This is a genomic window from Bradyrhizobium sp. dw_411 (assembly GCF_018449695.1).
Taxonomy (GTDB): domain Bacteria; phylum Pseudomonadota; class Alphaproteobacteria; order Rhizobiales; family Xanthobacteraceae; genus Bradyrhizobium.
In genome coordinates, this window is the sequence record NZ_JAAVUY010000002.1 from 298,163 (window position 1) to 324,192 (window position 26,030).

General features: G+C 61.7%; 25 protein-coding genes. 12 read left to right on the top strand and 13 right to left on the bottom strand.

Going from position 1 to position 26,030, the window contains the following annotated elements; all coding sequences use genetic code 11:
• Nucleotides 1-12: 12 nt before the first annotated feature.
• The 9 genes from HB676_RS03990 (at nucleotide 13) to HB676_RS04030 (ending at nucleotide 8,640) form a co-directional block, all read left to right on the top strand.
• Nucleotides 13-306, top strand: a complete 294-nt coding sequence (locus tag HB676_RS03990) for a hypothetical protein (protein ID WP_213736370.1) — start codon at nucleotides 13-15, stop codon at nucleotides 304-306.
• Between the two features lie 21 nt (nucleotides 307-327).
• Nucleotides 328-1,782, top strand: coding sequence for a 6-hydroxynicotinate reductase (locus HB676_RS03995; RefSeq protein ID WP_213736371.1), 1,455 nt, complete (start codon nucleotides 328-330; stop codon nucleotides 1,780-1,782).
• Nucleotides 1,779-2,687, top strand: a complete 909-nt coding sequence (locus tag HB676_RS04000; RefSeq protein ID WP_213736372.1) for a UPF0280 family protein — start codon at nucleotides 1,779-1,781, stop codon at nucleotides 2,685-2,687. Before HB676_RS03995 ends, HB676_RS04000 begins: the two co-directional genes overlap by 4 nt.
• A 30-nt stretch (nucleotides 2,688-2,717) precedes the next feature.
• The gene (locus HB676_RS04005) at nucleotides 2,718-3,302 is read left to right on the top strand and encodes an amino acid synthesis family protein (RefSeq protein ID WP_213736373.1); all 585 of its coding nucleotides are present in this window, start codon (nucleotides 2,718-2,720) and stop codon (nucleotides 3,300-3,302) included.
• A gap of 27 nt (nucleotides 3,303-3,329) precedes the next feature.
• Nucleotides 3,330-4,535 carry an ABC transporter substrate-binding protein gene (locus HB676_RS04010; RefSeq protein ID WP_213736374.1) on the top strand — a complete coding sequence of 402 codons (1,206 nt, stop codon included), beginning with the start codon at nucleotides 3,330-3,332 and terminating at the stop codon, nucleotides 4,533-4,535.
• A gap of 233 nt (nucleotides 4,536-4,768) precedes the next feature.
• Nucleotides 4,769-6,649 (top strand): ABC transporter permease, encoded by a 1,881-nt coding sequence (locus HB676_RS04015; protein WP_213736375.1) that lies wholly within the window; start codon nucleotides 4,769-4,771, stop codon nucleotides 6,647-6,649.
• Nucleotides 6,646-7,437 (top strand): ABC transporter ATP-binding protein, encoded by a 792-nt coding sequence (locus HB676_RS04020; protein ID WP_213736376.1) that lies wholly within the window; start codon nucleotides 6,646-6,648, stop codon nucleotides 7,435-7,437. Before HB676_RS04015 ends, HB676_RS04020 begins: the two co-directional genes overlap by 4 nt.
• Entirely contained in the window at nucleotides 7,434-8,138 is a 705-nt protein-coding gene (locus HB676_RS04025; protein WP_213736377.1) for an ATP-binding cassette domain-containing protein, read from the top strand. Before HB676_RS04020 ends, HB676_RS04025 begins: the two co-directional genes overlap by 4 nt.
• A 46-nt stretch (nucleotides 8,139-8,184) precedes the next feature.
• On the top strand, nucleotides 8,185-8,640 hold the full coding sequence (locus HB676_RS04030) for a MarR family winged helix-turn-helix transcriptional regulator (RefSeq protein ID WP_213736378.1): 456 nt from the start codon (nucleotides 8,185-8,187) through the stop codon (nucleotides 8,638-8,640).
• Nucleotides 8,641-8,693: 53 nt separating this feature from the next.
• Here HB676_RS04030 and HB676_RS04035 read toward each other — a convergent pair whose 3' ends face one another.
• From HB676_RS04035 to HB676_RS04045, 3 genes are all read right to left on the bottom strand, one after another.
• Nucleotides 8,694-9,503, bottom strand: coding sequence for a sulfite exporter TauE/SafE family protein (locus HB676_RS04035; protein ID WP_213736379.1), 810 nt, complete (start codon nucleotides 9,501-9,503; stop codon nucleotides 8,694-8,696).
• Between the two features lie 141 nt (nucleotides 9,504-9,644).
• Nucleotides 9,645-9,830: a hypothetical protein gene (locus HB676_RS04040; RefSeq protein ID WP_213736380.1), complete on the bottom strand. Its 186-nt coding sequence runs from the start codon at nucleotides 9,828-9,830 to the stop codon at nucleotides 9,645-9,647.
• An 840-nt stretch (nucleotides 9,831-10,670) separates the two neighbouring features.
• Nucleotides 10,671-11,867 (bottom strand): amidohydrolase family protein, encoded by a 1,197-nt coding sequence (locus HB676_RS04045; protein WP_213736381.1) that lies wholly within the window; start codon nucleotides 11,865-11,867, stop codon nucleotides 10,671-10,673.
• Between the two features lie 171 nt (nucleotides 11,868-12,038).
• Here HB676_RS04045 and HB676_RS04050 point away from each other — a divergent pair, with 171 nt between their 5' ends.
• Nucleotides 12,039-12,812 carry a ferredoxin--NADP reductase gene (locus HB676_RS04050; RefSeq protein WP_213736382.1) on the top strand — a complete coding sequence of 258 codons (774 nt, stop codon included), beginning with the start codon at nucleotides 12,039-12,041 and terminating at the stop codon, nucleotides 12,810-12,812.
• A gap of 675 nt (nucleotides 12,813-13,487) precedes the next feature.
• Here HB676_RS04050 and HB676_RS04055 read toward each other — a convergent pair.
• Entirely contained in the window at nucleotides 13,488-13,751 is a 264-nt protein-coding gene (locus HB676_RS04055; protein WP_249780050.1) for a hypothetical protein, read from the bottom strand.
• A gap of 189 nt (nucleotides 13,752-13,940) precedes the next feature.
• Between HB676_RS04055 and HB676_RS04060 the strand changes: the two genes are divergently transcribed.
• Entirely contained in the window at nucleotides 13,941-14,228 is a 288-nt protein-coding gene (locus HB676_RS04060) for a hypothetical protein (RefSeq protein WP_213736383.1), read from the top strand.
• Between the two features lie 108 nt (nucleotides 14,229-14,336).
• Nucleotides 14,337-15,515 carry an amidohydrolase family protein gene (locus HB676_RS04065; protein WP_213736384.1) on the top strand — a complete coding sequence of 393 codons (1,179 nt, stop codon included), beginning with the start codon at nucleotides 14,337-14,339 and terminating at the stop codon, nucleotides 15,513-15,515.
• Nucleotides 15,516-15,519: 4 nt separating this feature from the next.
• Here HB676_RS04065 and HB676_RS04070 read toward each other — a convergent pair whose 3' ends face one another.
• The 9 genes from HB676_RS04070 to HB676_RS04110 all read right to left on the bottom strand — a co-directional run bounded on the left by HB676_RS04070 (nucleotide 15,520) and on the right by HB676_RS04110 (nucleotide 26,025).
• Nucleotides 15,520-16,230 (bottom strand): ABC transporter ATP-binding protein, encoded by a 711-nt coding sequence (locus HB676_RS04070; protein ID WP_213736385.1) that lies wholly within the window; start codon nucleotides 16,228-16,230, stop codon nucleotides 15,520-15,522.
• The gene (locus HB676_RS04075) at nucleotides 16,223-17,002 is read right to left on the bottom strand and encodes an ABC transporter ATP-binding protein (protein WP_213736386.1); all 780 of its coding nucleotides are present in this window, start codon (nucleotides 17,000-17,002) and stop codon (nucleotides 16,223-16,225) included. Before HB676_RS04075 ends, HB676_RS04070 begins: the two co-directional genes overlap by 8 nt.
• Nucleotides 16,999-17,934 carry a branched-chain amino acid ABC transporter permease gene (locus HB676_RS04080; RefSeq protein ID WP_213736387.1) on the bottom strand — a complete coding sequence of 312 codons (936 nt, stop codon included), beginning with the start codon at nucleotides 17,932-17,934 and terminating at the stop codon, nucleotides 16,999-17,001. Before HB676_RS04080 ends, HB676_RS04075 begins: the two co-directional genes overlap by 4 nt.
• 1 nt (nucleotide 17,935) lies before the next feature.
• Entirely contained in the window at nucleotides 17,936-18,802 is an 867-nt protein-coding gene (locus HB676_RS04085) for a branched-chain amino acid ABC transporter permease (protein WP_213736388.1), read from the bottom strand.
• Between the two features lie 7 nt (nucleotides 18,803-18,809).
• A complete protein-coding gene (locus tag HB676_RS04090; protein ID WP_213736389.1) occupies nucleotides 18,810-19,988 on the bottom strand; it encodes an ABC transporter substrate-binding protein in 1,179 nt (392 codons plus the stop codon).
• A 147-nt stretch (nucleotides 19,989-20,135) separates the two neighbouring features.
• On the bottom strand, nucleotides 20,136-21,548 hold the full coding sequence (locus tag HB676_RS04095) for a cytosine permease (protein WP_213736390.1): 1,413 nt from the start codon (nucleotides 21,546-21,548) through the stop codon (nucleotides 20,136-20,138).
• 63 nt (nucleotides 21,549-21,611) lie between these two features.
• Nucleotides 21,612-22,808: a 2Fe-2S iron-sulfur cluster-binding protein gene (locus HB676_RS04100; RefSeq protein WP_213736391.1), complete on the bottom strand. Its 1,197-nt coding sequence runs from the start codon at nucleotides 22,806-22,808 to the stop codon at nucleotides 21,612-21,614.
• A complete protein-coding gene (locus tag HB676_RS04105; protein WP_213736392.1) occupies nucleotides 22,805-23,641 on the bottom strand; it encodes an FAD binding domain-containing protein in 837 nt (278 codons plus the stop codon). The genes HB676_RS04100 and HB676_RS04105 overlap by 4 nt, the downstream gene beginning before the upstream one ends.
• Nucleotides 23,638-26,025: a xanthine dehydrogenase family protein molybdopterin-binding subunit gene (locus HB676_RS04110; RefSeq protein ID WP_213736393.1), complete on the bottom strand. Its 2,388-nt coding sequence runs from the start codon at nucleotides 26,023-26,025 to the stop codon at nucleotides 23,638-23,640. The genes HB676_RS04105 and HB676_RS04110 overlap by 4 nt, the downstream gene beginning before the upstream one ends.
• Nucleotides 26,026-26,030 lie beyond the last annotated feature (5 nt).

The following is a 26,030-nucleotide window of genomic DNA, read 5'->3' on the forward strand; positions in this document are numbered from 1 at the left end:
TGCGTCAAGCTCATGGGTTCCGGCGAGGTGATTGCACTGCAAACATCGCTCAAACGCTTCCCGAAGATACCGTTTGCATACAAACGTGCAAGCGGGCCTTTCTCTATCGCCAAACCTGCTGCCCTGTTTATAAACAGGGATGAGCTTTTATTCGGCAAGGGCGGTTTTCGCCGCGAACGCCGCTTGACAGGTTTTCGCGGTGCGCGCAAGATCATTCGTATACGAACGAAATCGGCGCGAAATGTCAATTCCCGACGCCGGCTGACCATGGTGCCGGGCACCCCGTTTGGCCATTCGACAGTTTGACGCTGGCCTGTGAGCTTGTTCATGCTGACTGATGCGACCGCTGCCGCCACTGACAAGATCCGCTGCGATGCGTGTCCGGTCATGTGCTATATCAAGCCCGGCGCGGCCGGCGCCTGCGACCGCTATGCCAATCACAATGGCGAGCTGGTGCGCGTCGATCCTCACATTGTTCTGGAGCGCACGGTGTCCCATGGCGGGCAGATCGTGCCGTTCCAGGCCACCGGCGATTGGGACGGCAAGATCGTCCACGAGCCCAGCGTGTTCGTCACCGCGATCGGCGCCGGCACCACCTATCCCGATTACAAGCCGGCACCCTTCATCGTGTCCTCGGAGATCGACGGCGTCGATATGGTCACCGTGGTGACCGAAGGCATTTTCAGCTATTGCGGCGTCAAGGTGAAGATCGACACCGACCGGTTTCTCGGGCCGGAGACCGCGACCGTCCGGGTGCAGGGCGAGGCGGTCGGTCACGTCACGACCAGCGAATATGGCTCGCAGATGCTGTCGCTCGGCGGCGTCCATCATCTGACCGGCGGCTCCAAGAAGGAAGGCCGCGTCACCTGCGATGCGCTGATGGACTTGAGCAATTGCAAGCCGGTCGAACTCACCATCGATGGCGGCGCCAGCGTGGTGGTGCAGGCCGGTTATCCGCCTATCGTCAACGGCGTCGCCGAAGAGCGGATGCGGGTCGGCTGCGGTTCGGCCACCATCGGCATGTTTGCCAAGCAATGGCAGGGCAAGGTCGATGAAGTCGTCGTGGTGGACGACCACATCACCGGCGTGCTCAGCGAACATCAGGCCGGCAAGCTGCTCGATATTCCCGACACCGGCATCAAGATGAAGGGACGGCGCTCGACGCCGGGCCGTTATTTCCAGGTCGCCGAGCCCGGCACCGGCTGGGGCGGCACCAAGATTTCCGATCCGCTGACCGTGCTGGGGCCGTTCGACCCGAAAACCGCGCGTCCCGGCATGACCATGCTGATGGTCTCGACGACTGGCGAGCACGCAGCCTATTACGAACTCGACGAGGCGCTGGAGCCGGTCGAAAAGCCGATGCCTTCAGATCTGCAATTGTCGGTCGAGCGCATCCAGGAAAATTGTGAGCCGGCGCTGTGCACCGTGCTGTTCATGGGCGGGGCGGGTGGATCGCTGCGGGCCGGCGTGACCGATAATCCGGTGCGGCTGACGCGCTCGGTCAAGGAGGCCTTGACGCGGGTCACGTCCGGCGGTGCGCCGGTTTATGTCTGGCCCGGCGGCGGCATCACCTTCATGGTCGATGTCACCCGATTGCCGGCGGGCGCGTTCGGCTATGTTCCGACCCCGGCGCTGGTGGCGCCGATCGAATTCACGTTGCGGCTGTCGGATTACGCGGCGCTCGGTGGCCATATGGATCATGTGCGCCCGCTGGCGTCGCTGAAAGACAATACCGAGATCCGCCAGATGAATCCGGCGCCCGCATCGGGATCGCGCTCATGACGCGGCTGCCGCAGATCGGATGGCTGGCGGATGGCAGACGGCTTCATCTGCAGGATGGCCCGATCGATCTGATCATCGAGGCGCGCGGCAGCGAAGATCATCTGCGCGCGGCCTATGACGCTGCGGCGCGCCGCTTGACGGGCCTGCTCGACGAACTCTGCGGCGAGCTACCGCTGCTGCGTAGCGCTGTTGATCCCAGGCAATGCCGGTTGCAAGGCGCGGTCGCGCGCCGCATGCATAAGGCCGTCGCGCCATTCGCGGCGGATCATTTCATCACCCCGATGGCCTCAGTAGCCGGAGCGGTCGCCGAGGAAATCCTCGGCGCGATGCTGCGCGCGGCGTCGCTTGAGCGCGCTTATGTCAACAATGGCGGCGACATTGCGCTGCATCTGGCTGACGGCGCGCAGTTCACCGTGGGTCTGGTGGATCGCCCGGATCGTCCCGGCCTGATGGCCACGACCGTGATTGTATCAGATGATCCCTCGCGCGGCATCGCGACCAGCGGATGTCATGGGCGCAGCTTTTCGCTCGGGATTGCCGACGCCGTGACCGTGCTGGCGCGAACCGCCGCGCAGGCCGATGCCGCGGCCACCATCATCGCCAATGCGGTCGACTTGCCCGGTCATCCCGCCATCGTCCGCTGCCCGGCCGATGAGCTGCAGCCCGACAGCGATCTCGGCACCCGATTGGTAACACGTCACGTCGATGTATTGGAACAATCCGAAGCCATTTCGGCGCTCGAAGCCGGCGCAGACACGGCGTGTAGGCTGCTGGCGGCAGGCTTGATCGACAGCGCGGCTCTGCGTTTGCAGGGCGAAACGCGCGTCGTCTCGCCGCGGAAATTCCGCGCCGAAATGCCGCCTGCGGTATCGCGCCGGGAATTGGAAAGTGCGATACATGCGTGAGGTTGATGTAAAGCGGGAAGGCGGAAAGCGATGAGCGCGGTCATTCGCAAGATCGTCACGGTGGTCGAAGAGACGCTGCTGGAGATGGGCCAGACCGTTTCGCCGCCGACCCGGCGCGCCGCGGCGATCGCCGTAATCGAGAATCCGTTTGCCGGTAAATATGTCGAAGATCTCAGCCCCCTGATTGCGATCGGCGAGGAACTCGGCGAACTGCTCGCCAAAAGGGCAGTCGCGGCGCTGGGAATCGATGGCGCCAAGGCGCACAGCTACGGCAAGGCCGCGGCAGTCGGTGAAAACGGCGAACTCGAGCACGCGGCCGCGATCTTGCATCCCAAGATGGGTGCGCCGGTGCGCACGATCTTGGGCAAGGGTGCGGCGCTGATCCCGTCATCGAAGAAGCGCAGCGGGCCCGGCACGACGCTGGATATTCCGCTCGGCCACAAGGATGCGGCGTTCGTGCGCAGTCATTTCGACGGGATGGAAGTCCAGATCAACGACGCGCCGCGCGCCAACGAAATCATGGTCGCGGTGGCGATCACCGACAGCGGCCGTCCGCTGCCGCGCGTCGGTGGCTTGAAGATTACCGAGATAAAAGGTGAAGACGGTCTGCGATAGCTGATTTTTTAACATTGGAGATATCGGATGCAACGAAGCAAACGTCTCTTGGCGGCCGGTCTGGGCATTGTGTTCGCCGGCATTGCCAACGCTGCGATGGCGCAGAGCGAAATCAAGATCGGCGAAATCAACAGCTATTCGCTGCTGCCCGCCTTCACCGAGCCCTATCGCAAGGGCTGGCAGCTCGCGGTCGAGGAAATCAACGCCGCCGGCGGCATCAACGGTAAGAAGCTCGTCGTGGTTTCCAAGGATGACGGCGGCAAGCCCGCCGACGCGCAGACCGCCGCCAACGAACTGGTTTCGAGCGAGAACGTCGTGATGCTGACGGGAACGTTCCTGTCCAACATCGGTCTGGCGGTCAGCGATTTTGCCAACCAGAAGAAGGTATTCTTCCTCGCGGCCGAACCATTGACCGACGCCATCACCTGGGCCAAGGGCAATCGCTACACTTTCCGTCTGCGGCCTTCCAACTACATGCAGGCCGCGATGCTGGTGGAGGAGGCCGCAAAGTTGCCGGCCAAGCGCTGGGCGACGATCGCGCCGAATTATGAATACGGCCAGTCTGCGGTCGCGGTGTTCAAGAAGCTGATGTCGGAAAAACGACCCGACATCCAGTGGGTCGATGAGCAATGGCCGCCGCAGGGCAAGATCGACGCCGGTCCGGTCGTCCAGGCCGTCGCCGCCGCCAATCCCGAAGCCATCCTCAATGTTACCTTCGGAGCTGACTTGGTGAAGCTCGTTCGCGAAGGCAACACCCGCGGCCTGTTCAAGGATCGCACGGTGGTGAGCTTCCTGACCGGCGAACCGGAATATCTCGATCCGCTCAAGGATGAGACGCCGGAAGGCTGGATCGTCACGGGTTACCCCTGGTACAGCATCAAGACCCCGGAGCATGATACGTTCCTCAAAGCCTATCAGGCCAAGTACAATGACTATCCGCGGCTCGGCTCGATCGTCGGCTACGAGACCATCAAGTCGGCGGCCGCCATTCTCACCAAGGCCAACTCCACCGATCCGGAAAAGCTGATCGCTGCGGCCGAAGGCCTCGCGGTGCCATCGCCGTTCGGCGAGATCGTGTTCCGCAAGATCGACCACCAGTCGACTTTGGGCGCGTTCGTCGGCAAGACCGCGCTGAAGGACGGCAAGGGCGTGATGGTGGATTCGGTCTATCGCAAGGGCGCGAATTATCTTCCGAGCGATGAGGAAGTGATGAAGCTGCGCCCGAAGGAGTGAGTTTGCTCATTCTGAGGAGTTGAAATCGTCATTGCGAGCGCAGCGAAGCAATCCATCTTGCCGCGCAAAGGAAGAATGGATTGCTTCGTCGCTTCGCTCCTCGCAATGACGAGTTCTTTTGAAACTTTGCCACACTCTTCCTCATCCTGAGGAGCATCGCGCAGCGATGCGTCTCGAAGGATGAAGCAGCGAATGACGCCTTAACCGCGAATGACGCCCCAACCCGGACCCCTATGGCCTTTTACTTCGTCCAATTCCTGACCGGTCTTGCCAGCGCGGCGTCGCTGTTTCTGGTCGCATCGGGCCTGTCGATCATCTTTGGCGTGACGCGGATCGTCAATTTCGCGCATGGCGCGTTCTATATGCTTGGCGCTTATGTCGCGTTTACGCTGACCGAACGATTTTCCGGCGCGATCGGGTTCTGGGGCGGCATCGTGGCTGCCGCGCTGATCGTGGCCGTGATCGGCGTGCTGGTCGAGATGGTGCTGCTGCGGCGGATTTATCACGCGCCGGAACTGTTTCAGTTGCTGGCGACGTTCGGCCTGACATTGATGGTCGAGGATCTCGTTGTGCTGATCTGGGGACCCAGCGATTTACTGGGCCGTCGCGCGCCGGGCTTCAAGGGCGCGGTGGATTTCTTCGGCCAGAACATTCCGTCCTATGATCTGTTTTTGATTGCGCTCGGCCCGCTCGTGCTGGGACTGCTGTGGCTATTGTTCCAGCGTACCCGATGGGGCGTGCTGGTGCGCGCCGCGACGCAGGACCGCGATATGGTAGCGGCGCTCGGCGTCAACCAGAAATGGCTGTTCACCAGCGTGTTTGCGGTCGGCGTGTTTCTCGCAGCGCTTGGCGGCGCACTTCAAATTCCGCGCGACGCGGTGCATCACGCGATGGATCTGCGCATCATTGTCGATGTGTTCGTGGTGGTGGTGATCGGTGGCCTCGGCAGCATCATCGGCGCCTTCGTCGCTGCGGTGCTGGTGTCGGAATTGAACGCCTTCGGGATTCTGGTGTTTCCGAAGATCTCCATCATCCTGGTATTCCTGGTGATGGCCGCGGTGCTGATCGTAAGGCCTTGGGGTCTGTTCGGTAAGGCCGAAGCGCCCGCGCGCCGTACGCCCGGCCTGACGGTGAATCCCTGGCGGCCGCTGACGTCGAACGAGCGTCTCGCCGCGATCGCCGCGCTGCTGCTGGCTGCGGCACTGCCATTGATCAGCGGCAATTACGCGCTGACGGTCGGTTCGGAAATCGCGATCTTCGTAATCTTCGCTGCGAGTTTGCATTTCCTGATGTCGGTCGGCGGCCTCGCCTCGTTCGGCCATGCCGCCTATTTCGGGCTCGGTGCTTACGGCGTCGCATTCCTCGCCAAGATGGCGGGCCTGCCGATGATCCCGTCGCTATTGCTCGGCCCGCTGCTTGGACTTGCCGGTGCGGCGATATTCGGATTCTTCGCGGTGCAACTGTCTGGCGTGTATTTCGCGATGCTGACGCTGGCCTTTGCGCAGATCGTCTGGTCGGTCGCGTTTCAATGGGTTTCGGTCACCGGCGGCGATAACGGCATCCTCGGGGTCTGGCCCGAACCGTGGGCGGCGTCGCCGTCGCATTTTTACTGGCTCTCGCTCGGCATCGCCGCGCTGTCGGTCGCAGCCCTTCGGGTCATCGTGTTCTCGCCGTTCGGTTTCGCGCTGCGGGCAACGCGCGACTCGCCGTTGCGGGGCGAAGCGATCGGGATCGACGGCAAGCGCATCCAGTGGACCGCGTTCGTCATCGCGGGCACCGTCGCTGGCATAGCCGGCGCGCTGTTTGCGTACCTGAAGGGCAGCGTCTTTCCTGACAATCTCGGCATCTCGCTCTCGGTCGATGCGCTGGTCATGGTGCTGCTCGGCGGCGTCGAGACGGTGTCCGGCGCGATCGTCGGCGCTGTCGTCTACAAGGCGCTCAATATCTGGCTGGTCAGCCAGACTGATTTATCCAAGCTGGTGCTCGGCAGCTTTATCGTCTTGATTGTGGTCGCCTTCCCGAAAGGCATTGTCGGGATACTGGAAACTCTTCGGCATCGCCGCCGATCGGATGCGCCCAAGCCGGCGGTACTCGGGATCGAGAGCGCCGAATGAGCATCGCGCCCACATTGCTGTCGGTCGAGGGCCTGAGCAAATCCTATGGCGGCGTTCATGCCGTGCGCGGCGTGTCGTTCTCGCTCAAATCAGGCGAAATCCTGGCGCTGATCGGCCCCAACGGTGCGGGCAAAAGCACGTGCTTTGACATGCTCAACGGCCAGAACGTGCCGGATACGGGCCGGATCAATTTGCTCGGCGAAGATACCGCCGGCAAGAAGCCGCGCGCGGTCTGGCGGCTCGGTGTCGGCCGCACCTTCCAGATCACCGCGACATTTCCGACCATGACGGTGCGCCAGAACGTCCAGGTCGCGCTGGTCTCGTATGGACGGCAATTGTTCAATCTGTGGGCCTCGACGCCGAAATACGCGCAAGAAGAAGCCGGTCGCCTGCTCGAACTGGTGGGTATGGGCGGTTACGCCGAGCGCCCCTGCGGCGAGCTCGCCTATGGCGACCTCAAGCGGCTGGAGCTCGCGATTGCGCTCGCCAACCAGCCCAAACTTCTATTGATGGATGAGCCGACCGCCGGCATGGCGCCGCGCGAGCGCATCGAATTGATGCGGCTCACCGCGCAGATCGCCCGTGAAAAATCGATCGGCGTGCTCTTTACCGAGCACGACATGGATGTGGTGTTCGAACATGCGGATCGGATACTCGTACTCAACCGCGGCACGTTGATTGCCGAGGGCTCGCCGCAGGAGGTCCGGCGCAATCCGCAGGTCCGCGCGATCTATCTCGGCGAGGGCCTCCTCTACGACGCCAGCCATCACGATGGAGCCCCGGCGTGAAGCTCAGCGTGCAAGACCTCAACAGCCATTACGGCCCCGCGCATATCCTGTTCGATATCGCGCTCGAAGTCGGCGAAGGCGAAGTGGTCGCGCTGCTCGGGCGCAATGGCGCCGGCAAGTCCACGACCTTCCGTTCCATCGTCGGCCTGGTCAAGCAGCGCACCGGCCGCATCGTGTTCGAGGGCAAGGACGTCTCGGATCAGCCGACCCATGCGATCGTCAAGGGCGGACTTGGTTATGTGCCGGAAGAACGGCGCATCTTTACGGATTTGACGGTGGAGGAAAACCTCGAGGTCGGCCGCCAGCCGGCGCGGCCGAATGCGCCGACCTGGACCCGCGAAAAACTGTTCACGCTGTTTCCGAATCTCGGCGAGATGCGCAGCCGCCAGGGCGGGCGCATGAGCGGCGGCGAGCAGCAGATGCTGACGATTGCCCGAACCCTGATGGGCAATCCCTCGCTGGTGCTGCTTGATGAACCCTCTGAAGGGCTGTCGCCGAAGATCGTGGAGCAGATGGTCGATGCGATCCTGACCATGAAGAAAGAGGGCGTTAGCATGCTCGTTTCCGAACAGAACCTGCATTTTGCCAAATTGATTTCCGATCGCGCCTATATCATCGAGCGCGGCCGTATTTGTTTTAGCGGCACGATGAGCGAACTCGACGCGCGGCCGGATATTCGCGACGCGCATCTGGCGCTGTGACCAAAGCCGGCAAAAGATCGGGAAGAAGACAGGGGCGGAGACAGATATGACCAGGAGTGTTTCTCCGAAACGCAGCATAAAACCGCCGCGGCCGGGCTATGTGCTGGAGGAGCAGATCGGCTTCATCCTGCGCCAGGTCTGGCAGCGCCACGCCGCGATCTTTGCCCGGGAGATCGGAATCAATCTCACGTCGGCGCAATGGGCGGTGCTGGCCAAGCTTACCGAGACCGGGCCGTGTTCGCAGAACCAGCTCGGGCGGCTGACCGCGATGGATGTCGCGACCATCAAGGGCGTGATCGACCGGCTCACCGCGCGCGGCCTGACCGAAACCAGCGCTGATCCGGAGGACGGCCGCCGCCTGTTGGTCAGCCTGACACGCGCGGGCCAGCAGACGGCGGAGAAAGCTGCGCCCAGCGCACTCGCGATCACCCGGGAAACGCTGGCGCCGCTCGATGCCAAGGAGCGCGAGACGCTGGTGGCGTTGCTCAGCAAATTGCGGTGAGGGGTAGGTTTCTTTCCGGATCTTTCGAGACGCATCGCTTCGCGATGGCGCTCTCACTTTAATGCCGAATACAACAAGTGCGTACCGTTGAAGACCAGGAACAGCGCGAATAACCCGGCCAGCATCCGCGATGGCAGCCAGTGCGCTACGGCGACACCAAGACGCACCGTCAACAGGGTTCCGGCGATCAGAGCGACCAGCGCGGGCAAATTGATGTAACCCAGCATCCAGTGGCCGAGCGGCACGTTGCGGCCTTCCCATGCATAGCCAAGCGCGCCTGCGAGGCTGACCGGCAGTCCGATCGCGGCCGAAGTGCCGATCGCCAGTTTCGGCTCCATGCCGGATGCCTTGAGATAAGGCGTGAACAACGTCCCTCCGCCGATTCCGGCGAGTGCGGCGATGCTTCCAAAAGCCAGACTAAAGACGTTCAGGGCGAGGGAGTGCCGCGCCACTATCTGCAAGGCGGCCAACTTCGACACATCGGTGATCATCAAGGCAGCCGCGACAAACTGGAAACAGGCCACGAAGGTGAGTAGCGGAATGGCCGGCGTTTCCGCAGCCACCGAACTCCCAAGGGCGACACCGGCGACCACCCACGGCGCGACGCGCCGAAGCATCTCGATCGAGGTGCGGCCCCGGCGATAATGGCTATAGGCGCTCTGCGCCGCCGAAAACACGATCGCCGCCATCGACGTGCCCAGCGCCATTGCCACCGTGTGCTGTGTGGCGATCCCGGCGGTCTTGAACGCGTATACGAGCACGGGGACCATGATCAGGCCTCCGCCGATGCCGAACAGGCCCGCGAAAAACCCGGCTGCAATACCGCTCAGGGTAAACACCGCGAGCGTCAGCTCGATGCTCACGCTGGCCTCCATCGTTGAAGTCTGGTGACCTTTCCGCGATTGACATGCGGAATAAAGCCTTCGCTTTCGGCCCCGATTTCCCGGGGCCGATGCCGTCGAATCAAAAATGTTCAGCGAGAGCTTGCCGTTTTTCGAAATGCGTTACTGAAATACAATCGTCGAAGCAAAATCGCCGAGCGCCGTCCCCGGCGACACGGAATCGAAATAGACCACGATCAAGAACACGATCGCGAAAATCGAATAGCCAAGTATAATCGGCATATCGTAATTTTTGACTTCAACATCTTCGAGGTGGTGCTGAACAGTAAACTGTTCTGTAATTGCCATCGTTTAATCCTCCAAAAGAAGATTGCGTGGACGGTATATTTCAGCGGGAGTGCGGAGCAGTTGCAATTAAGTGGCGCGCATCTCTCATCGCAGAACATATCTCGTAATGTCGCCGCCGAATGTGAACTCGCTCTCATTTGCGTAACTAAAATTTCTGCCGAATTTTCGGGCGGTCCGGAGTCAAGTGATTTGCCCGTCGGGTAGTTTTGGCGACCGGTGTGTTACGCGTGTCCAGCCGTCATGCTGCAATTTTTTTAAATTTTTCTGCTTCGTCGCGCACCCAAATCAAATTTATAATGCACACTGTCTCGCCCCACTCGAGGGGCGTATCGCGATCGTCACGAACGCGGGGCGGGATGCGGTGGACGTGGATGCGCCTTTGACGAATGGCACTGAAGCGGACGGCGAAGTCGTGTGGTCCTGACACCCCGACGCTGGTGTCAAGTGAGTGGCGAAGACGCCACTGATGACGGTGGCAAACAAGCCCGGTCACCGGGGAGAGCGCGAAGGAAACCGTTAACACCACCGCGTGCGGGAATGCCGGGTGAACCGGTGTATCCGTGGTGACTAACGCGCGTGTTACCTACACTACACGCGCGGCTGCGGGTGCACTGGGCACCCGGCATTCCCCACGCCCTTTGTTGGGCGGAAGTTTTGCAATAACTCGGGCAGATCGTGCCGCGGGGACGCGGAGGCATGTTTACACGAGGCGTCAGCACGAACATCACTCGTCATGCCCGGGCTTGACCCGGGCATCCATCAATCTACGTAAAATTTTTGTAGGTGATGGATTGCCGGGTCAAGCCCGGCAATGACGGAGGTGAGTTGTTGTTGCCCCCCTCAATGCCCGACAATCTCCGGCACCTTTGTCGCCGGCGGGGTGTTGCGGCTGCGGTGGGTGCGGACGATGCCGTCGATGATGGTCATGCCGATGCCCGGGAGATCGCCGAGTTGAACGCTGTCGAGGATGTTCTTGCCGGCGGAATGTTGCGCCCGGTCCATGATGACGAAATCCGCCGCACGCCCGACTTCGACAATGCCGCAATCCAGCGCGCGCATCCGCGCGGTGTTGCCGGTGGCAAAGCAGAATGCGAGTTCGGCGGGTACATCACCCAGCGACGACAACAGCGACACCATGCGCAGGATGCCGAGCGGCTGCACGCCGGAGCCGGCCGGCGCGTCGGTGCCGAGAATCACGCGGCTGAGATCACCCATCTCGCGCGCGACCCGCAGCGTGTACAGCGCGGCTCGCTCGTTGCCGTTATGAACCAGCTCGAGCCCGCGTTTGCAGCCTTCACAGATGCAGCGGATCTGGCTGTCGGGCAGGGCGGTGTGGCCGCCATTGATGTGACCTACCACATCGGTGTCGGCTTCCAGCACCACGTCCTTGTCGATCAGGCCGGAGCCGGGAATAGAAGGTCCGCCGGTGTGGATCGTGCTTTGGATGCCGTACTTGCGCGCCCATGCCACCATCTTGCGCGCGGTCGGGCCATCCTTGACGCCGCCAAGCCCGACTTCGCCGAGCAGCCTGACACCGGCGGCGGCCAATTCCTTGAAATCTTCCTCGACCATGCCGGGCTCGATTACAGGTGCGCCGGCGTGAACCTTGACGCCGCCGGGGCGGAGATTATCGAACGCGCGCTGCGCGAAGATTGCCATTGCCTTGACGCCGACCACATCGCGCGGCCGGCCGGGCATGTGAACCTCGCCCGCCGAGATCATTGTCGTGACGCCGCCGTTGAGAAAACTGTCGATCCAGCCAATTTGATTCTGCCGCGGCGTCCAGTCGCCGGCGACAGGATGAACATGGCTGTCGATCAGGCCGGGCGTAACCGTTGTCCCGTTGGCATCGATGATGGTGGTCGCGCCTTCGGTATTGATGTCCTTGACGCGTCCGATGGCGGTGATCCTGCCGTTCTCCGCCACGATGGTGTCGGCGTCGAGAATGGGTTTCTCCATCATGCCCGAGAGCAGCAGGCCGATATTTCGGATCACGAGCTTGCTCGGGCCGGTGGCCTGGGGCTGGTCATGGGACATCGGTTTTTCTTTCTTGTTCAAGGTCTTCTGGAAGCTGTGCGCCATCTTGCGCGCGGCTTGACGCCGGGATCAAGAAGGATTATTCATTTGTATACAAATGAATGTGTACGAATGAGTTTAGCGGTATAATAGTCCGGCCATTAGCAGGGCCCAACCAGCGGAATTCTTCAGATGAGCAGCTTCAACCAGGAGAGCGTTCTCAGCGTCCATCACTGGACCGACACGCTGTTCAGCTTCACCACCACCCGCGATCCCTCGTTCCGTTTCCGTAACGGCGAATTCACGATGATCGGCTTGAAAGTCGGCGAGAGGCCGCTGCTGCGCGCCTACAGTGTCGCCAGCGCCAATTACGAGGACCGGCTGGAGTTCTTTTCGATCAAGGTGCCGGACGGCCCGCTGACCTCGCGGCTCCAGCATTTGAAAGAAGGCGATGAGATCATCGTCAGTCGCAAAGCCACCGGCACGCTGGTGATCGACAATCTCGAGGATGGCCGCAATCTTTATCTGATCGGGACCGGCACCGGGCTGGCGCCGTTTCTCAGCGTGATCAAAGATCCCGAAACCTATGATCGTTTCGAAAAGGTGGTGCTGCTGCATGGTTGCCGCCACGTCGCCGAACTCGCTTACGGCGAGATGATCACCGAGCACCTGCCGAACGATGAGCTGATCGGCGAACTCGTGCGCAATCAGTTGATCTATTATCCGACGGTGACCCGCGACCCCTTCCGCAACCGCGGCCGGATCACCGATCTGATGAGTTCCGGCAAGCTGTACAGCGATGCAGGTCTTGCCCCGCTTGAAGCCGCGCATGACCGCGTCATGATCTGCGGCAGCCCGGCGCTGGTTCAGGACACGCGAACGCTGCTGCTCGGCAAGGGTTTTTCCGAAGGCAATCACGGCGAGCCGGGCCAGTTTGTGCTCGAAAAGGCCTTCGCCGAGCGCTAGCAACCGTGGTGGCCGGTCCCAACCAGCCACCTGATTGGCGGTACTATCATGGGGACGGGCGCCCGAGGCCAGCCTGATAAATTTCTTGTGAAGCGTCTCGCAGCTCAAAAAATTGGCGACTGTGCTTTGCTTGCACTCGGCGTACGCACTTCAGGTTGCTAAAAGAGAATCGCGCACAGCGTGAATCGGAAGATTCATCTGAGGGCATGAAAATCGAGAATCCGGCGGTTGCGTCCAGCGCGGGACGGCACCAGTTCTCGGGCGTCATAAAAGCATTAGATCCCGGGAATAACGCTGTTCCCATTGGGGTCTAGTGAAAGCCGGCAGATTTGTGCGGCGTTCTGACGCGCTTTAAGAATTCGCAATAAGTTGGATCATGAATAAAGACACGCAACGTTCGCCTGACAGAATTGATTGGGATATCCGCGCAGCGGACGCATTGGAACGAGCCCGCCTGTTGCCCCCGGGGCCGGAACGTAACGAGGCCCTCAAGCGGGCAAGCCTGCTTCGCTGTTCGGCGGATTCGCGCGGACTGACATTTGCAAAACGCGGCAGGCCACCGAAATAAATTCGCCGGACGTCGATTTCCCGGCTTTTGGTTTCGAGAATCAAATTAAAATATGCAGCGAGAAGACCTTTCGATCTTCTCGCTTTTTCTTGGTTAGCAGGTTGCGTTCAGCAGCCGCGGCAAATGCCTTTGATCGCGCGTTCCACATTTGCGTCTTCCGGGTCGAGACCTCGCTGAGAGAGCGAGGTGGATTCTGGAACATCGGCGACTCCAGGCTGGCGGTGGCCCGTCGGCGCCGACCACGGTCTGGTCGTTGTTTCATTTCCCGACGCCACCGAGCGGCTGGGCGGCGCAAAGGCCATCGCGAACACGGGTGTTGCGAGCGTTGTTAATAGAATGGCGCCCGCACTGAGGATGGTAAATTTGGTCATTGGATGTCTCCATTGCCGTTGCGCATAAGCGCGAATGCCAAAAAGACTCCCGATGGATTTCCGACATTCCTGAACAGCCGGATATTGAAACGCCTTCACGCCGAAACGACGTTCACTTCGAGGTGTTGCCGCAGTGCAGATGTTTTGGCGAGGATGTGATCGGTGATCGTTCAAAACGGAGGAAATCAAATGGTGTCGATCGACCCACTGACCGCGACCGCTGTGGTGATCGCAACGGCAGCCACCGACGCGGTCTATGTGATGTTCACCGCCGCCGTGGTGGCTCGCCGGCGTGTACCTGCGGCGAGCTGGAGCAGCATCTGGTACCTGCTCTCTTCATATGCGGTGATCAGCTACACCGAAAATTGGGTCTATGTCGCCTTCGCCGCGGCAGGGTCCTGGATCGGCGCGTTTGCGTCGATTTCATTTTTACACAGGCCACCCGGCGGCCCGCCGGTCGGTGCAGGTCCGGAATAGGGCCATGCGATAAGCAAGGTCAGATGGCGCTGGCTTTGTCATCGGCGCCGGGTAATTTGTCGGCCATCAACGGACTTCCGAAAGTCCGGCCAGGGAGGAATATCGGCCATGATGAACCGACGCCAATTGGTGTGCGCGACCAGCGCTGCGGCACTGCTTGCCCGCATTCCAAATGCATTTGCGGCGACCTACGATCTGATCATCAAGGGCGGGCGCGTCATCGATCCCTCTGTCAATCTCGACGCGACGCGGGATGTTGCGATATCCGGCGGCAGGATCGTCGCGGTCGCGGCCAACATTGCGGGCGACGCGACCGAGACCATCGATGCGCGCGGCAAGATCGTGGCCCCGGGCTTGATCGACATTCACGTCCACGCCGGCCGCAGCAAGGAAGGCCCGCCGATGATCCTGCAGGACGGCGTGACGGCATGGGTCGATGCCGGTACCGGCGGGGCGGACAATATTGACGCGGTGGCCGCGATTGCGCGCGGCGCACCGCAGATGGGCCGCTGCCTGGTCAACATCGCGCGTACCGGCGTCTTGTCGCCGGCCGGTGAATTGCATGATCTCAGCGCGGCCAATGTGGCGTTGGCGCGAGGAGCCATCGAGCGCAATCGGGACGTCGTTGTCGGCGTCAAGGCGCGCTTGTCGGAGAGTGTCGCTGATGCCAACGACCTCGAAGCGCTGCGCCGCGCGCAGGAGGCCGCCGGGCCTCTGCCGGTCATGATCCATGTCGGTCAGAATTATTCGCCGATCCGTTCCATTCTGGCGCTGCTCAAACGCGGCGACATTGTCACGCACATTTACGCGCCGGGAAAGAATGGCATCCTCGACGACAAGGGAATCCTGTTTCCAGACGTGATGGCCGCGCACCGGCGCGGCGTTCTCTTCGACTTCGGCAATGGCGTCGCCGATCATTTCGATTGGGCTTCGGTCGAGAAGGCGACCCAACAAGGCCTGTGGCCCGATACGTTCTCTACCGACTGGGGCCTCACGTCGAGGACCACGGGGGTTGTCGATCTGCCGAATGTGATGTCGAAGTTTCTGATGTTCGGCATGCCGCTCAGCCAGATCATCGCCTGTGCGACAATCAATGCCGCGCGCTGCTTCCCGGCCTTCGATGACCGCGGCACGCTTAACGTGGGCGCGCCGGCCGATGTGGCGATCATGGAGCTGCGGGAAGGGTCGTTCGAGTTCCTCGATAATTACAAGGGCGTGCGGACGGGGCGCCAGCGGCTGTTCCCGTCCGAGACGGTGCTCGCGGGCAAGCGGGTGCAGCACGCTTAGTGGTTCAGCCGCCCAGATAGGCCTCTCGGATGCGCGGATCGTCGGCAAGCACTGCCGAGGGGCCCGACAATGTGATGACACCGGTCTCGAGCACGAAGGCGCGGCTCGCGATTTCCAGCGCCATTGCGGAATTCTGCTCGACCAGCAGCACGCCGAGACCGGTGCGCTTGTTGAGTTCGAGGATGCGGTCGAACACCTGTTCGATCACGATCGGCGCAAGTCCGAGCGAGGGTTCGTCCAGCATCAACAGGCTCGGCCGCCCCATCAGAGCGCGGCCGATCGCCAGCATCTGCTGCTCGCCGCCCGAGAGCGACCAGCCGCCTTGCTTGAGCCGCTCCTTGAGGCGCGGGAACAGATCGAACACCAGTGCGAGATCTTCGTCGACCTCGCGCTTTCTTTGGGGACGCGCCGCGGTGCCGGTGATAAGATTTTCCAGCACGGTCAGCCCCGGAAAAATCCGCCGCCCCTCGGGGCAATGCGCGAGGCCTGAACCGACGATGGCTTCGACCGCGGCGTTCTGGATGTTTTCGCCCTTCCAGGCGATGGTGCCTGAAGTGGGACGCACCAGCCCGGAGATGGTGCTGAGCGTCGTGGTCTTGCCGGCGCCATTGCCGCCGATCAAGGCCACGATCTCACCCATCTCGACGCTGAACGAAATGCCTTTCAGCACTTCGATGTGGCCGTATGACACGTGCAGATTATCGATCTTAAGCATGCCGGTGCCGCCTGCCGAGATAGGCCTCGATCACCTGCGGATTGCGTTGAACTTCGGAAGGCGTGCCCTCGGCGATCTTCTTGCCGAAGTCCAGCACGGTGACGCGGTCGCTGATGCCCATCACGAGCCTGACATTATGTTCGACCAGCAATATCGTGATGCCGCTGCTTTTGAGTTTGGCGATGGTGTCGAGCAGCGTCATGCTCTCGGTCATGTTCATGCCCGCGGCCGGCTCGTCCAGCAACAGCACCTTCGGCTTCGATGCGAGTGCCCGCGCGATCTCCAGCAGACGTTGTTGCGCGTAAGGCAGTTGCGTCGCGCGATCTTCGGCGCGACGAACGAGGCCGACGATGTCAAGCGCTTCACGTGCATTACGATCGATATCGGATTCGCTGAGCTTGTGCCGCACATTGGCTGTCAGGATATTGAAAAGCGACGTCGGACTATTGCAGGCGGCTGCGACTTTCACGTTTTCGATCACGCTCAGATTATCGAAAATCCGGATGTTCTGGAATGTCCGGGCCAGACCCAGTCGCGCAATCCGGTGCGGCTTGAGCCGGAAGATCTCCTGGCCGCCAACGCGAATGGAGCCGGCGTCGGCATGCGAAGCGCCGCTCAGCGCGTTAAGTAGCGTGGTTTTGCCAGAACCATTGGGGCCGATGATGGCCTGCACGATGCCCGGGGGTACATCGAGATCGACGCCGTCAAGCGCGACCAGTCCGCCAAACCGGCGCGTCACTCCCCGCGCTGAAATGATCGGTTCCGGGGTCAATTGACGCTCGCCCGGCGTAGCGGCAGGAGCGATGCCAGCGACGCCAAACCTCCCGGGGCTAGCACGATGACGCCGATCACGCCGAGGCCGTAGAGCACGAGATACCATTGACCGAGGAACCGCAACGCCTCGGGCAGAATGGTCAGGGCGAGCGCGCCGATAACGCAGCCGAAGATCGATCCCATGCCGCCGACAATGAGCATGGTCATCAGCAGGATCGCCTGGATGCTGGAAAAGCTGTCAGGGCTGATGAACCGGATCGAGGACGCATAGAGACACCCGGCAAGACCCGCGTAGACGGCGCCGATCATGAAGGCGAGCAGCTTGGTGCGAACCGTATCGACACCGCTTTGCTCGGCGGCGATTTCGCTGTCCTTGGTGGCGATCATCGCGCGGCCGAGCGTCGAATGGCGAATGCGCGCGGCGATCAGGATCGCAAGCGCGAGTATCGCGATCAAGAGATAATAATGCTGCACCTGTCCCTGCGGCCCGAATCCGAAAATGCTGATGCCGGGGATCGCCCGCAAGCCGGAGGTGCCGCCGGTGACGGGCTCCCAATGCACGATGATCAGCCGGATGATTTCGCCAAAGCCGATCGTGGTCATGGCCAGATAGTAGGTTCGCAGCCGCATGGTCGGCAGGCCGAGCATGAGGCTCGCAGCCATCACCACGAGAGCCGACAAAAAGGGCGTCGTGATCCAGGGCAAGCCGGCCTTGGTGGCGATCGCCGTGGTGTAGGCGCCGAGCCCATAGAACGCGGCCTGTCCGAAATTGATCTGGCCGGTCCAGCCCGTCACAAAATTCAGTCCGATCACGACAATCGCATTGAGAATGGCGATGTTGAGCAACTGGATGATGTAACCGTCTTGGGCGATCGCGGGAACGGCGAGAGCGACGGCACCACACGCCGCGAGAATGGGCCAAATTTTCATCTCAGACCTTCTCGCTGCTCTTCTCGCCGAACAGGCCGCGGGGCCATGCGATCAGAACGGCGATCATGACAATGAAGGCATAGGCGTCGCGAAAGTTGGACGAGATGTAACGTGCGCCGAACGTCTCGATCAGACCGAGGAACAATCCGCCGATGACCGCGCCCGGCAAATTGCCGAACCCGCCGATCACGCTGACGACAAAACCCTTCAGACCAAGACTGCCGCCCATGGTTGGTTCAGCCAGGAAAATCGGCGCGACCAATAATCCCGCGATTCCCGACAACACAGCGCCGAAGGCAAAGGCCACGGCGATGGTGCGATTGACGGAAATGCCGACCAGCCGCGCCGTGTGCAGGTCTTGCGCGGTCGCTTGCATCAGAATTCCGAACCGGGTTTTGGTCAGCAACAGGAATTGCAGCAGCAGGATCACCGCAAGCGTGCAGAAGATGAAGAGCTGGTGCATCGAAATGACCACGCCGGCGAAGCGCAGCGGCGGGCCGTGAATTGGCGATGGCAGCGAGACCGGCAGCGGTCCCCAAATAATCAGCGCGAGGTTTTCCAGCACAATCCCCATCGCGATCGTGGTCAGGATCACCAGAAACGCAGGTCGCCCGCGCAGCGGAAAGTAGACCAGCACCATGAACACGATGCCGACCAGCGCCATCGCCACCATGGTGATGGCCCAGGCCGCCGCCACCGGCAACTCATGCGTGACCGCACAACTGATGCCGATGAAGGCGCCCAGCATCAGCAACTGGCCCTGTGCGAAGTTGACGATCTGCACGGTGTTGAAGATCAGCAGCAGGCCGAGGGCGACGAGAGCATAGATGCTCCCGAGCGCCAGGCCGTTGACGATGAGCTGGCCCATGAAGGGATCAGTATCCGCTTTCTTTGATCGGACCGGTCAATTCAGGCGTCTTGCCCTTGTTGCGGTAAATCCCGAGCGTGTGGGCCAGATCACCGACGGCATCGGCCTGGTAGGAGATCAGCATGCCCTTCCAGTCCTTGGTTGCGGCGAACGCGTCGCGGATCGCCGCTTTGTCGCAGCCGACCTTTTCGATGATCGATTTCAGCATATAGACGGTGTCGTAATACGACACCGTGAAATTGTCGGCGGGGACCTTGTACTTGTCTTGAACGCGTTTTGCCCAATCCAGGATTTTCGGATCGGTCGAAGTCTGCGGGATCATGCCGCCGATCGCGTAACCGCCGTCGGCCTCCGCGGCTGAGAGGTTATTGAGCGTGGTCTGCGCCACGATGCTGGCGTTGCCGATGGTCGGGAGCTTGATGCCCAGATCGCTCATCTGCTTGATGACCAGCGTCACATCGGCTGGGCGGCCGAACAGGATCAGGCTGTCGGCGCCCTTGTCCTTGATTTCAAGCAATTGCGCGCTCATGTCCTTGTCGGACGGTGCATAGGACGTCACGGCGACCGGCGCTACCTTAAGCTTGGCGAGCGAGGCCTGGATGCCCTTGGAAGCGCCGAGGCCGTAATCATCCGCCACCGCCATGATGCCGGGCTTGGTCTTGCCGAGCGACTTCACCAGATATTCCGGGATGAGATCGGCAAGCTGTCCGTCATGGACATGGGTGCGGAATAGCCATTTGCTGCCCTGCGCAGTGACTTTCGCGTTGGTCGCGCCGACCAGGAAAGGTGTTTCCGATTTGGTGACGACCTCGGTCTGCGCGAACACGTGCGGGCTGATCATCGACCCGAATACGACAATCGGCTTGCCTTCGAGAATGCGGTTCATCACGTTCAGCGCGTCGGTGCTGGAGGCGCCGGTATCTTCCGTGGCCAGTGCCAGCTTCTTGCCGCCGATACCGCCATTCGCATTGATTTCATCGACCGCGAATTCGACGCCATTGCGCGCTTGCGTGCCGAGCAGCGCCGTATTGCCGGTGAGGGCCGTGGTCAGGCCCAATGGAATCGGGGAGGGGCAGCTTGCAGGTTCCGCAGCCGCTTGATGCGCTGTTGTCATGGATAGACATATGGCCGTCGCACCCAGGATCGAGTTCTTCACGGCAATACGCTTCAAGGCAAGATAAGACATCACGTCCCCTGTTGTGTCGTGCAAATGGGATCATCAGCGGCGGCAGGCTTGTCGGGTTTAGGCGACAAGCCTGCCTTTCGCTTATGAACCCCTGTTATGAGCCGAAAATTCCCTGCGTGTATGGCATTCGCGGGGAATTTTCGTGCATTATTTGGCTCCTGTTATCACTACCGAGGGCGCCGTCACCGTTCGTCCACCGATAGCCAAATATACGGCTCCGGCGATGACGATGCCGAACAGCCAGCTGAGATCCGCGCCACCGAGCATTCCCGATATCGGTCCCTGCAAGGCCGGGACGAGTCCGTCTTCTACCGACCAGCCGGCGACCAGGCCAATCAGGAATGCGATGATGCCGCCCCAGTTGATGTCTCCATAGATGCTGGTTTCCGGCGAAGCGTAGAGTTCGGGCACGTTGATTTGGCTCTTCCGCTTGATGAAGAAGTCGGCCAGCACGACGCCTGCCCAGGGGCTCATCCAGAGCAGCAGACTGATCATCCAGTTATCGAACGCCTTGGCGAACGACGGCGCGAAGATGAAGTAGACCGTCACCAGATAGCCGACGACACCGACGATCAACGCCAGCGAGGTCCGCGATAGACGCACACCCATGCTGAGCGCAGCCAGCGCAGCAGAATAGACGTTCAGGATGTTGGTCGCGATCGGACCGTGCAGCACCATCAGCAGCACCAGGATGCTAGCGGCGCCGCCGAACACCGCGCTGACCATCTTGGCCGGGTCGGTATCCAGTGTAACGCTCGCGATCGTCGCGCCAAGGATGGCAAGCCACACCGACGGAACATACATGCCGATATAGCTGTACCAGAACACAGACTTCGAGGAAGTGCTGCGCGGTACGAAGCGCGAATAGTCCGAAGCCCAGGTGACCCAGGAGATACCCCAGCCGACGCCGATCGCCGTCATCAACAGCGACAACATCGCCAGATGCGCACCCGGCGGAAGGGTGCTGGTCAGATTCCAGTTGACGACTCCCGGCTGGCTCCAGGCAAGCACGCTCATCAGCACCATGATGGCGACGGTCACCGGCACGGTATATTTTTCAAACGTGCGGATCGCGTAGAAGCCGTAGATGCCGATCCAGACCTGGATCACCATCACGAGGGTGATGATGATGAAGGTCACCAGCAGCGAGTCCGGTATTCCGAACTGCGCCAGAATCGCGGTCGAGATCTTGACCGGGAAGTAGGTGTTCACCCCGATCCAGCACAGCGTCATCAGGAACATCAGCAGGCTCGGCAGATAGGCGCCGCGGCGTCCGAAGGCGGAACGGCTCAGGACCATCTGATTGACGCCGGTCTTGTGGCCCATCACCGTGAACGCGGCGAAGATCGCGCAGCCGAACAAATTGCCGATGACGATGACCCAGATGGTCTCCCACAGGCCGAGTTTGAGAATGATGCCGAGCGCTCCCAGCGCCCAGTTGACCGGTGCGATGTTCGCTCCGGCCCAAATCCACATTTGCTGAATGCCGGTCGAGTCGCGGTCTGAGTCAGGGATAGGTTCGATACTATGTACGTCTGCCCGTAGTTCTGAATCTGTCATGACGCCCTCCGTTGAAAAAATTCAGATAAAGCGCAGCAAGAATCGTACCAAGGGAAGCGATCTTCATCGGCCCCAGATGCGTCTTATGGTCTCCTGCACACGCCTGCGCAGAAGGCCGATCAGCAAAGACACTCCGTTTAGATCCTGTGATCCGTCGGCTGCTCCGTCCACCGGAACGCCCGAAAGATGGCGGTCGAGATTGCGTGCGAAGTCGGCGGTTAGCCGGGCGGCGAGATCGCGCACCAGGCCGTCACGCGCGATCTGCGCCAGCATTCCCTTAAGGCTGTAGCCAATCGAAAGTTCGACGCGCGTGGCCGCGCCCTGTTCGATCGGCACAAGCCGATAGCGAATCTCGCCCTGGGTGGAAGACCGGCTGCGCTGATCGCTGCCCATTCCGACGATCCGGCCAGTGAGGTCTTCGGGGACGCGTTCGATGCGCGCGGCGCCGCGGAAGTTGGCCGAGATCGGCCCGAGCTTGACGCGGATCATGCCTTCGACGCGCTCCGGCGTCGGCGTCCCGATCAGTGACGTGCCGGGCAGGCAGGCGGCGACTTGCGCGACATCGCCGAGCATGTCGAAAACCTTGGCCGGCGGAAAAGCCACCGTGAATTGATCCTCAAAGACCTTCGCGGGCGTAAAGTTCGGTATCGCCATCGCGACACTGATCTGATCTGGCGTTTCAGTCTTTGCCGCCGCTCTTGCAGTCGTCTCCGAGACAACAGGATTGGTGGCGTTGCCGGATCCGGCAGGGCCGAGTGCCTGGCGGCCGCCACCGGGGATCGGCGTGATGCCGCGCTCGCGCCGTTGGTCGATCACCGTGCGTACAGCCCGCACGATGCCGACATAGCCCGTGCATCGACAGAGATTGCCGCTCATGCCGACGCGGACGCTGTGCTCGTCGGAGGTCGGCAAACGCAATACGATATCGCGCGCGGCGATCAGCATCCCCGGCGTACAGTAGCCGCATTGCAGGGCATGTTCGCGGGTAAAGGCGGCGCGAAGCTCGGTGGCGATCTCGTCGTTATCGAGACCTTCGATCGTGGTTACCCGCGCGCCGTCGCAGGCCACGGCATAGGTGATGCAGGAGCGGGCCGGCATATCATCGAGCAGCAGGGTGCAGGCCCCGCATACGCCGTGTTCGCAGCCGAGATGCGTGCCGGTCAGATTGAGATTGTCGCGCAGGAAATCAGCCAGATGGGTGCGCGGCTCGACCGAAGCCTTGACCGGACGCGTGTTGACGGTGAGCCCGATCATGGTCACGCGGCCGCCTCATTGATCGCGCGGCGGAGTACCGCGACATGAATGTGCCGGTCGACTGCGTTCGCGACCCCGGCTTTGATCAGTATGGCGTCGGCCACGCGCGCGTCGAAATGCTGCTTGAAGTCGCCGGTGACGCGCCCGCCAAAAAGAGCCGACGCGTCGCTGAGAACGATAGGCGCTGTTTCCAGGGCGCCCAGCACCACCCGCGCCGTCGCCCGCTCCGGGTCGATCAGCACCGCAGCGATGGCGTGGGCGAACTCGCCGATCTTGCGGCAGGCCTTGACGTAACCCCAGTGCGCCGACGGTGTCATGACGGGCACCCGCACCGCCTCGACGATTTCGCCGGGCTGTAGCGCGGATTCGAGCGCGCCGGTGATGAAATTCTCGATGGGAAGATTGCGAACGCCCGCCGCACTTCGCAGCGTGATCCTTGCCCCCAGTCCTGACAGCGACGAAACCCAGTCCGCGGCGGGATCGGCGTGACTGAGTGACCCTCCGATGGTGCCACGATTGCGAACGGCCCGGTAGGCAATGGCGCTTGCCACGCGCTGCATGGCGCCACGCGTGACATCGGGTATTCGCCCATCCTCGACGTCGCCATGGGTCACGCAGGCGCCGATCACGAGTTCGTCGCCGTCGCGTTCGGCGCGCTTCAACTCGGCAAGCCCGGATATGTCGATGATGGTGTCCGGTTCGACCAGTCGCAAATTGAGCATCGGGCCCAGTGACTGACCTCCGGCGATAATCTTTGTCGTTCCGTCCGCCTTGGCGATCAGGGCCAGCGCCGTGTTCAGATCGGTGGGGCGTTCATAGGCGAACGCTGCTGCTTTCATGCCGCCGATCTTTCGGCATCGCGCGCTGCCAGCATGGCCTCGACAATTCGGCGCGGCGAAATCGGCGAATGCAACAGCTCAACCCCGAGCGGACGCAGTGCGTCATTCACGGCATTGGTGATCGCGGCCGGTGGCGCGATCGCGCCGCCTTCGCCGACGCCCTTGACGCCGAACATCGTGTAAGGCGAGGGGGTCTCCATGTGATCGAGGCGCGGCTCGGGGACTTCGGCCGGGCCAGGCAGCAAATAGTCGGCGAGCGTCGTCGCCAGTGGCTGGCCGGCGCTGTCGAACGGCATTTCCTCGTAGAGCGCCGTTCCGATGCCTTGCGCGAGACCGCCATAGATCTGGCCGTCGACGATCATCGGATTGACCAGCACGCCACCGTCTTCAACGATGACGTAGTCGAGGATCTCGACCTCACCGAGGTCAGGGTCGACCGCGACGGTCACGGCATGCGCGGCGTAGCTGAAGGTGCCGCTGTCGCGCTGTGGCTTGTAGCCGGTGGTCGATTCCAGTCCGGCGGGATCGACATCAGCCGGCAAATCCTGCGGGCGCCGGTACCAGGTATGTGCGATTTCGGCGAGCGCGATGCTGCTGTTGGGCCCGCATACCCGGCCGTCGCGCAACGTCACGATCGCCGGATCGAGTTGAAGCAGCTTGGCGCCGATCTTCTTGGCGCGTTCGGCAATCTCGATGCAGGCGGTCGCCACCGCGCCGCCGGCCATCACCATCGAACGCGAACCCCAGGTGCCTGTCGAGTAGGGTGTCATCGCAGTGTCGCCATGCACGACGCGTATCAGCTTGGTTTCGATACCAAGGATTTCGTAGGCGACCTGGGCGAGCGTAGTCTCGAGACCCTGGCCGTGCGAATGAACGCCGACGCGGAGTTCCAATCCGCCGTCGGGTGTCATGCGCGCAGTGGCCTGCTCGTGTCCGGGCACCATCGGAATGCCCCAGCCGGCATAGACCGATGTGCCGTGCGCGGCCTGCTCGCAATAGATCGACAGGCCAACACCGATCAGCCGGCCATCCGGTTCCTTTGCGCGCTGGCGTGATCGCACCGATGGGATATCGATGGCCGCAAGCGCGCGGTTCATGGCTTCCGGATAGTCGCCGCTGTCGAAGTGTTTCTTGGTGATGTTGTCGAACGGCATCTGATCCGGTTGGATCAGATTGCGCAACCGGACTTCACCCGGCTCGATGCCAGCCGCGACGGCCACGGCATCCAGCATGATCTCCAACGCGAAGCAGACGCCGGTGCGGGCAACGCCGCGATACGGCAGGATCGGGCATTTATTGGTCGCGGCCGAAAACGTCCGGCAGCGGTAGGCCGGCATCACATAGGGGCCCGGCAGGATGCTCGCGACCTGCGCCGCCTCCAGACAAGCAGAGAACGGATAGGACGAGTAAGCGCCGGAATCGACGGTGGCCTCGCAATCGATCCCGCGCAGGCGGCCGTCGCGATCGGCATAGACCGTGATCTTGTAGTGATGCTCGCGGCAATTGGCGCTTGCGATCAGATGTTCGCGCCGGTCCTCGATCCAGCGCGCGACATAGCCTTTGCGCAGCGCGAGCCAGGAAAGGCAAACTTCTTCCGGCAGCAGGATTCCCTTATGTCCGAACCCGCCGCCGATATCCGGCGATACGATACGGATCTGGCCTTGATCCACGCCCATGCAATCCGACAGGCCGTTGCGCACGATGTGCGGCATCTGCGAACCCGTGTAGAGCGTGAGCTGGTCGAGGCGGTGATCGAAAGTAGCGATCACGCCGCGTCCCTCGAGCGGCGACATGCATTGGCGCGCGGTCGATAGTTCGCGCGTCACCTTGATCGGCGCATCGAAGGCTTTCGTAATATCGACCTCGAAGGAGCTTTCGAGAAAGACGTTGTCGCCCCAATGTTCATGGACCAGCGCCGCGCCGGGGTCACGCGCGGCGAGCATGTCGTGGATGGCGGGGAGTTCTTCGAGATCCAGCGTCACGGAAGCCGCGATATCCTCGGCCTCGGCCCGCGTCGGCGCTACGCACATCGCGACGAGTTCGCCGACATGGCGCACCTTGCCGGTCGCCAGAATGGGCTGTTCGGATATCTTGAAACCTGGAAGGCCGGATACGGCCCGGATCGGCTTGATCCCGTCAAGGTCCGCGGCCGTAAAGACCACGTCGCGATAACGCTCCGGCACATGGATGGCTTTGATCCGGGCATGCGCCAGCGGGCTGCGGACGAAGGCGACGTCCTGCAGACCCGCGAGCCGGATATCGGCCACATATTGGCCACGCCCGCGCATGAAGCGATCGTCTTCCTTGCGAAGCATACGCGCCCCAACACCTTGCTTGGTGTCGGGTGCGGTTTCCGAAGCAGGATCGCTTTCAGCGTGAGACATGAATG

Bases quoted from the DNA above. Each gene is read 5' to 3' on its own strand.
- HB676_RS04080 (WP_213736387.1), bottom strand. From the start codon at position 17,934: ATGAAAATTTGGCCCATTCTCGCGGCGTGTGGTGCCGTCGCTCTCGCC.
- HB676_RS04030 (WP_213736378.1), top strand. From the start codon at position 8,185: ATGACCAGGAGTGTTTCTCCGAAACGCAGCATAAAACCGCCGCGGCCG.
- HB676_RS04045 (WP_213736381.1), bottom strand. From the start codon at position 11,867: ATGTCCCATGACCAGCCCCAGGCCACCGGCCCGAGCAAGCTCGTGATC.
- HB676_RS04105 (WP_213736392.1), bottom strand. From the start codon at position 23,641: ATGAAAGCAGCAGCGTTCGCCTATGAACGCCCCACCGATCTGAACACG.
- HB676_RS04065 (WP_213736384.1), top strand. From the start codon at position 14,337: ATGATGAACCGACGCCAATTGGTGTGCGCGACCAGCGCTGCGGCACTG.
- HB676_RS04000 (WP_213736372.1), top strand. From the start codon at position 1,779: ATGACGCGGCTGCCGCAGATCGGATGGCTGGCGGATGGCAGACGGCTT.
- HB676_RS04110 (WP_213736393.1), bottom strand. From the start codon at position 26,025: ATGTCTCACGCTGAAAGCGATCCTGCTTCGGAAACCGCACCCGACACC.
- HB676_RS04055 (WP_249780050.1), bottom strand. From the start codon at position 13,751: ATGACCAAATTTACCATCCTCAGTGCGGGCGCCATTCTATTAACAACG.
- HB676_RS04020 (WP_213736376.1), top strand. From the start codon at position 6,646: ATGAGCATCGCGCCCACATTGCTGTCGGTCGAGGGCCTGAGCAAATCC.
- HB676_RS04050 (WP_213736382.1), top strand. From the start codon at position 12,039: ATGAGCAGCTTCAACCAGGAGAGCGTTCTCAGCGTCCATCACTGGACC.
- HB676_RS04040 (WP_213736380.1), bottom strand. From the start codon at position 9,830: ATGGCAATTACAGAACAGTTTACTGTTCAGCACCACCTCGAAGATGTT.
- HB676_RS04090 (WP_213736389.1), bottom strand. From the start codon at position 19,988: ATGTCTTATCTTGCCTTGAAGCGTATTGCCGTGAAGAACTCGATCCTG.
- HB676_RS03995 (WP_213736371.1), top strand. From the start codon at position 328: ATGCTGACTGATGCGACCGCTGCCGCCACTGACAAGATCCGCTGCGAT.
- HB676_RS04070 (WP_213736385.1), bottom strand. From the start codon at position 16,230: ATGCTTAAGATCGATAATCTGCACGTGTCATACGGCCACATCGAAGTG.
- HB676_RS03990 (WP_213736370.1), top strand. From the start codon at position 13: ATGGGTTCCGGCGAGGTGATTGCACTGCAAACATCGCTCAAACGCTTC.
- HB676_RS04010 (WP_213736374.1), top strand. From the start codon at position 3,330: ATGCAACGAAGCAAACGTCTCTTGGCGGCCGGTCTGGGCATTGTGTTC.
- HB676_RS04095 (WP_213736390.1), bottom strand. From the start codon at position 21,548: ATGACAGATTCAGAACTACGGGCAGACGTACATAGTATCGAACCTATC.
- HB676_RS04085 (WP_213736388.1), bottom strand. From the start codon at position 18,802: ATGGGCCAGCTCATCGTCAACGGCCTGGCGCTCGGGAGCATCTATGCT.
- HB676_RS04015 (WP_213736375.1), top strand. From the start codon at position 4,769: ATGGCCTTTTACTTCGTCCAATTCCTGACCGGTCTTGCCAGCGCGGCG.
- HB676_RS04005 (WP_213736373.1), top strand. From the start codon at position 2,718: ATGAGCGCGGTCATTCGCAAGATCGTCACGGTGGTCGAAGAGACGCTG.
- HB676_RS04060 (WP_213736383.1), top strand. From the start codon at position 13,941: ATGGTGTCGATCGACCCACTGACCGCGACCGCTGTGGTGATCGCAACG.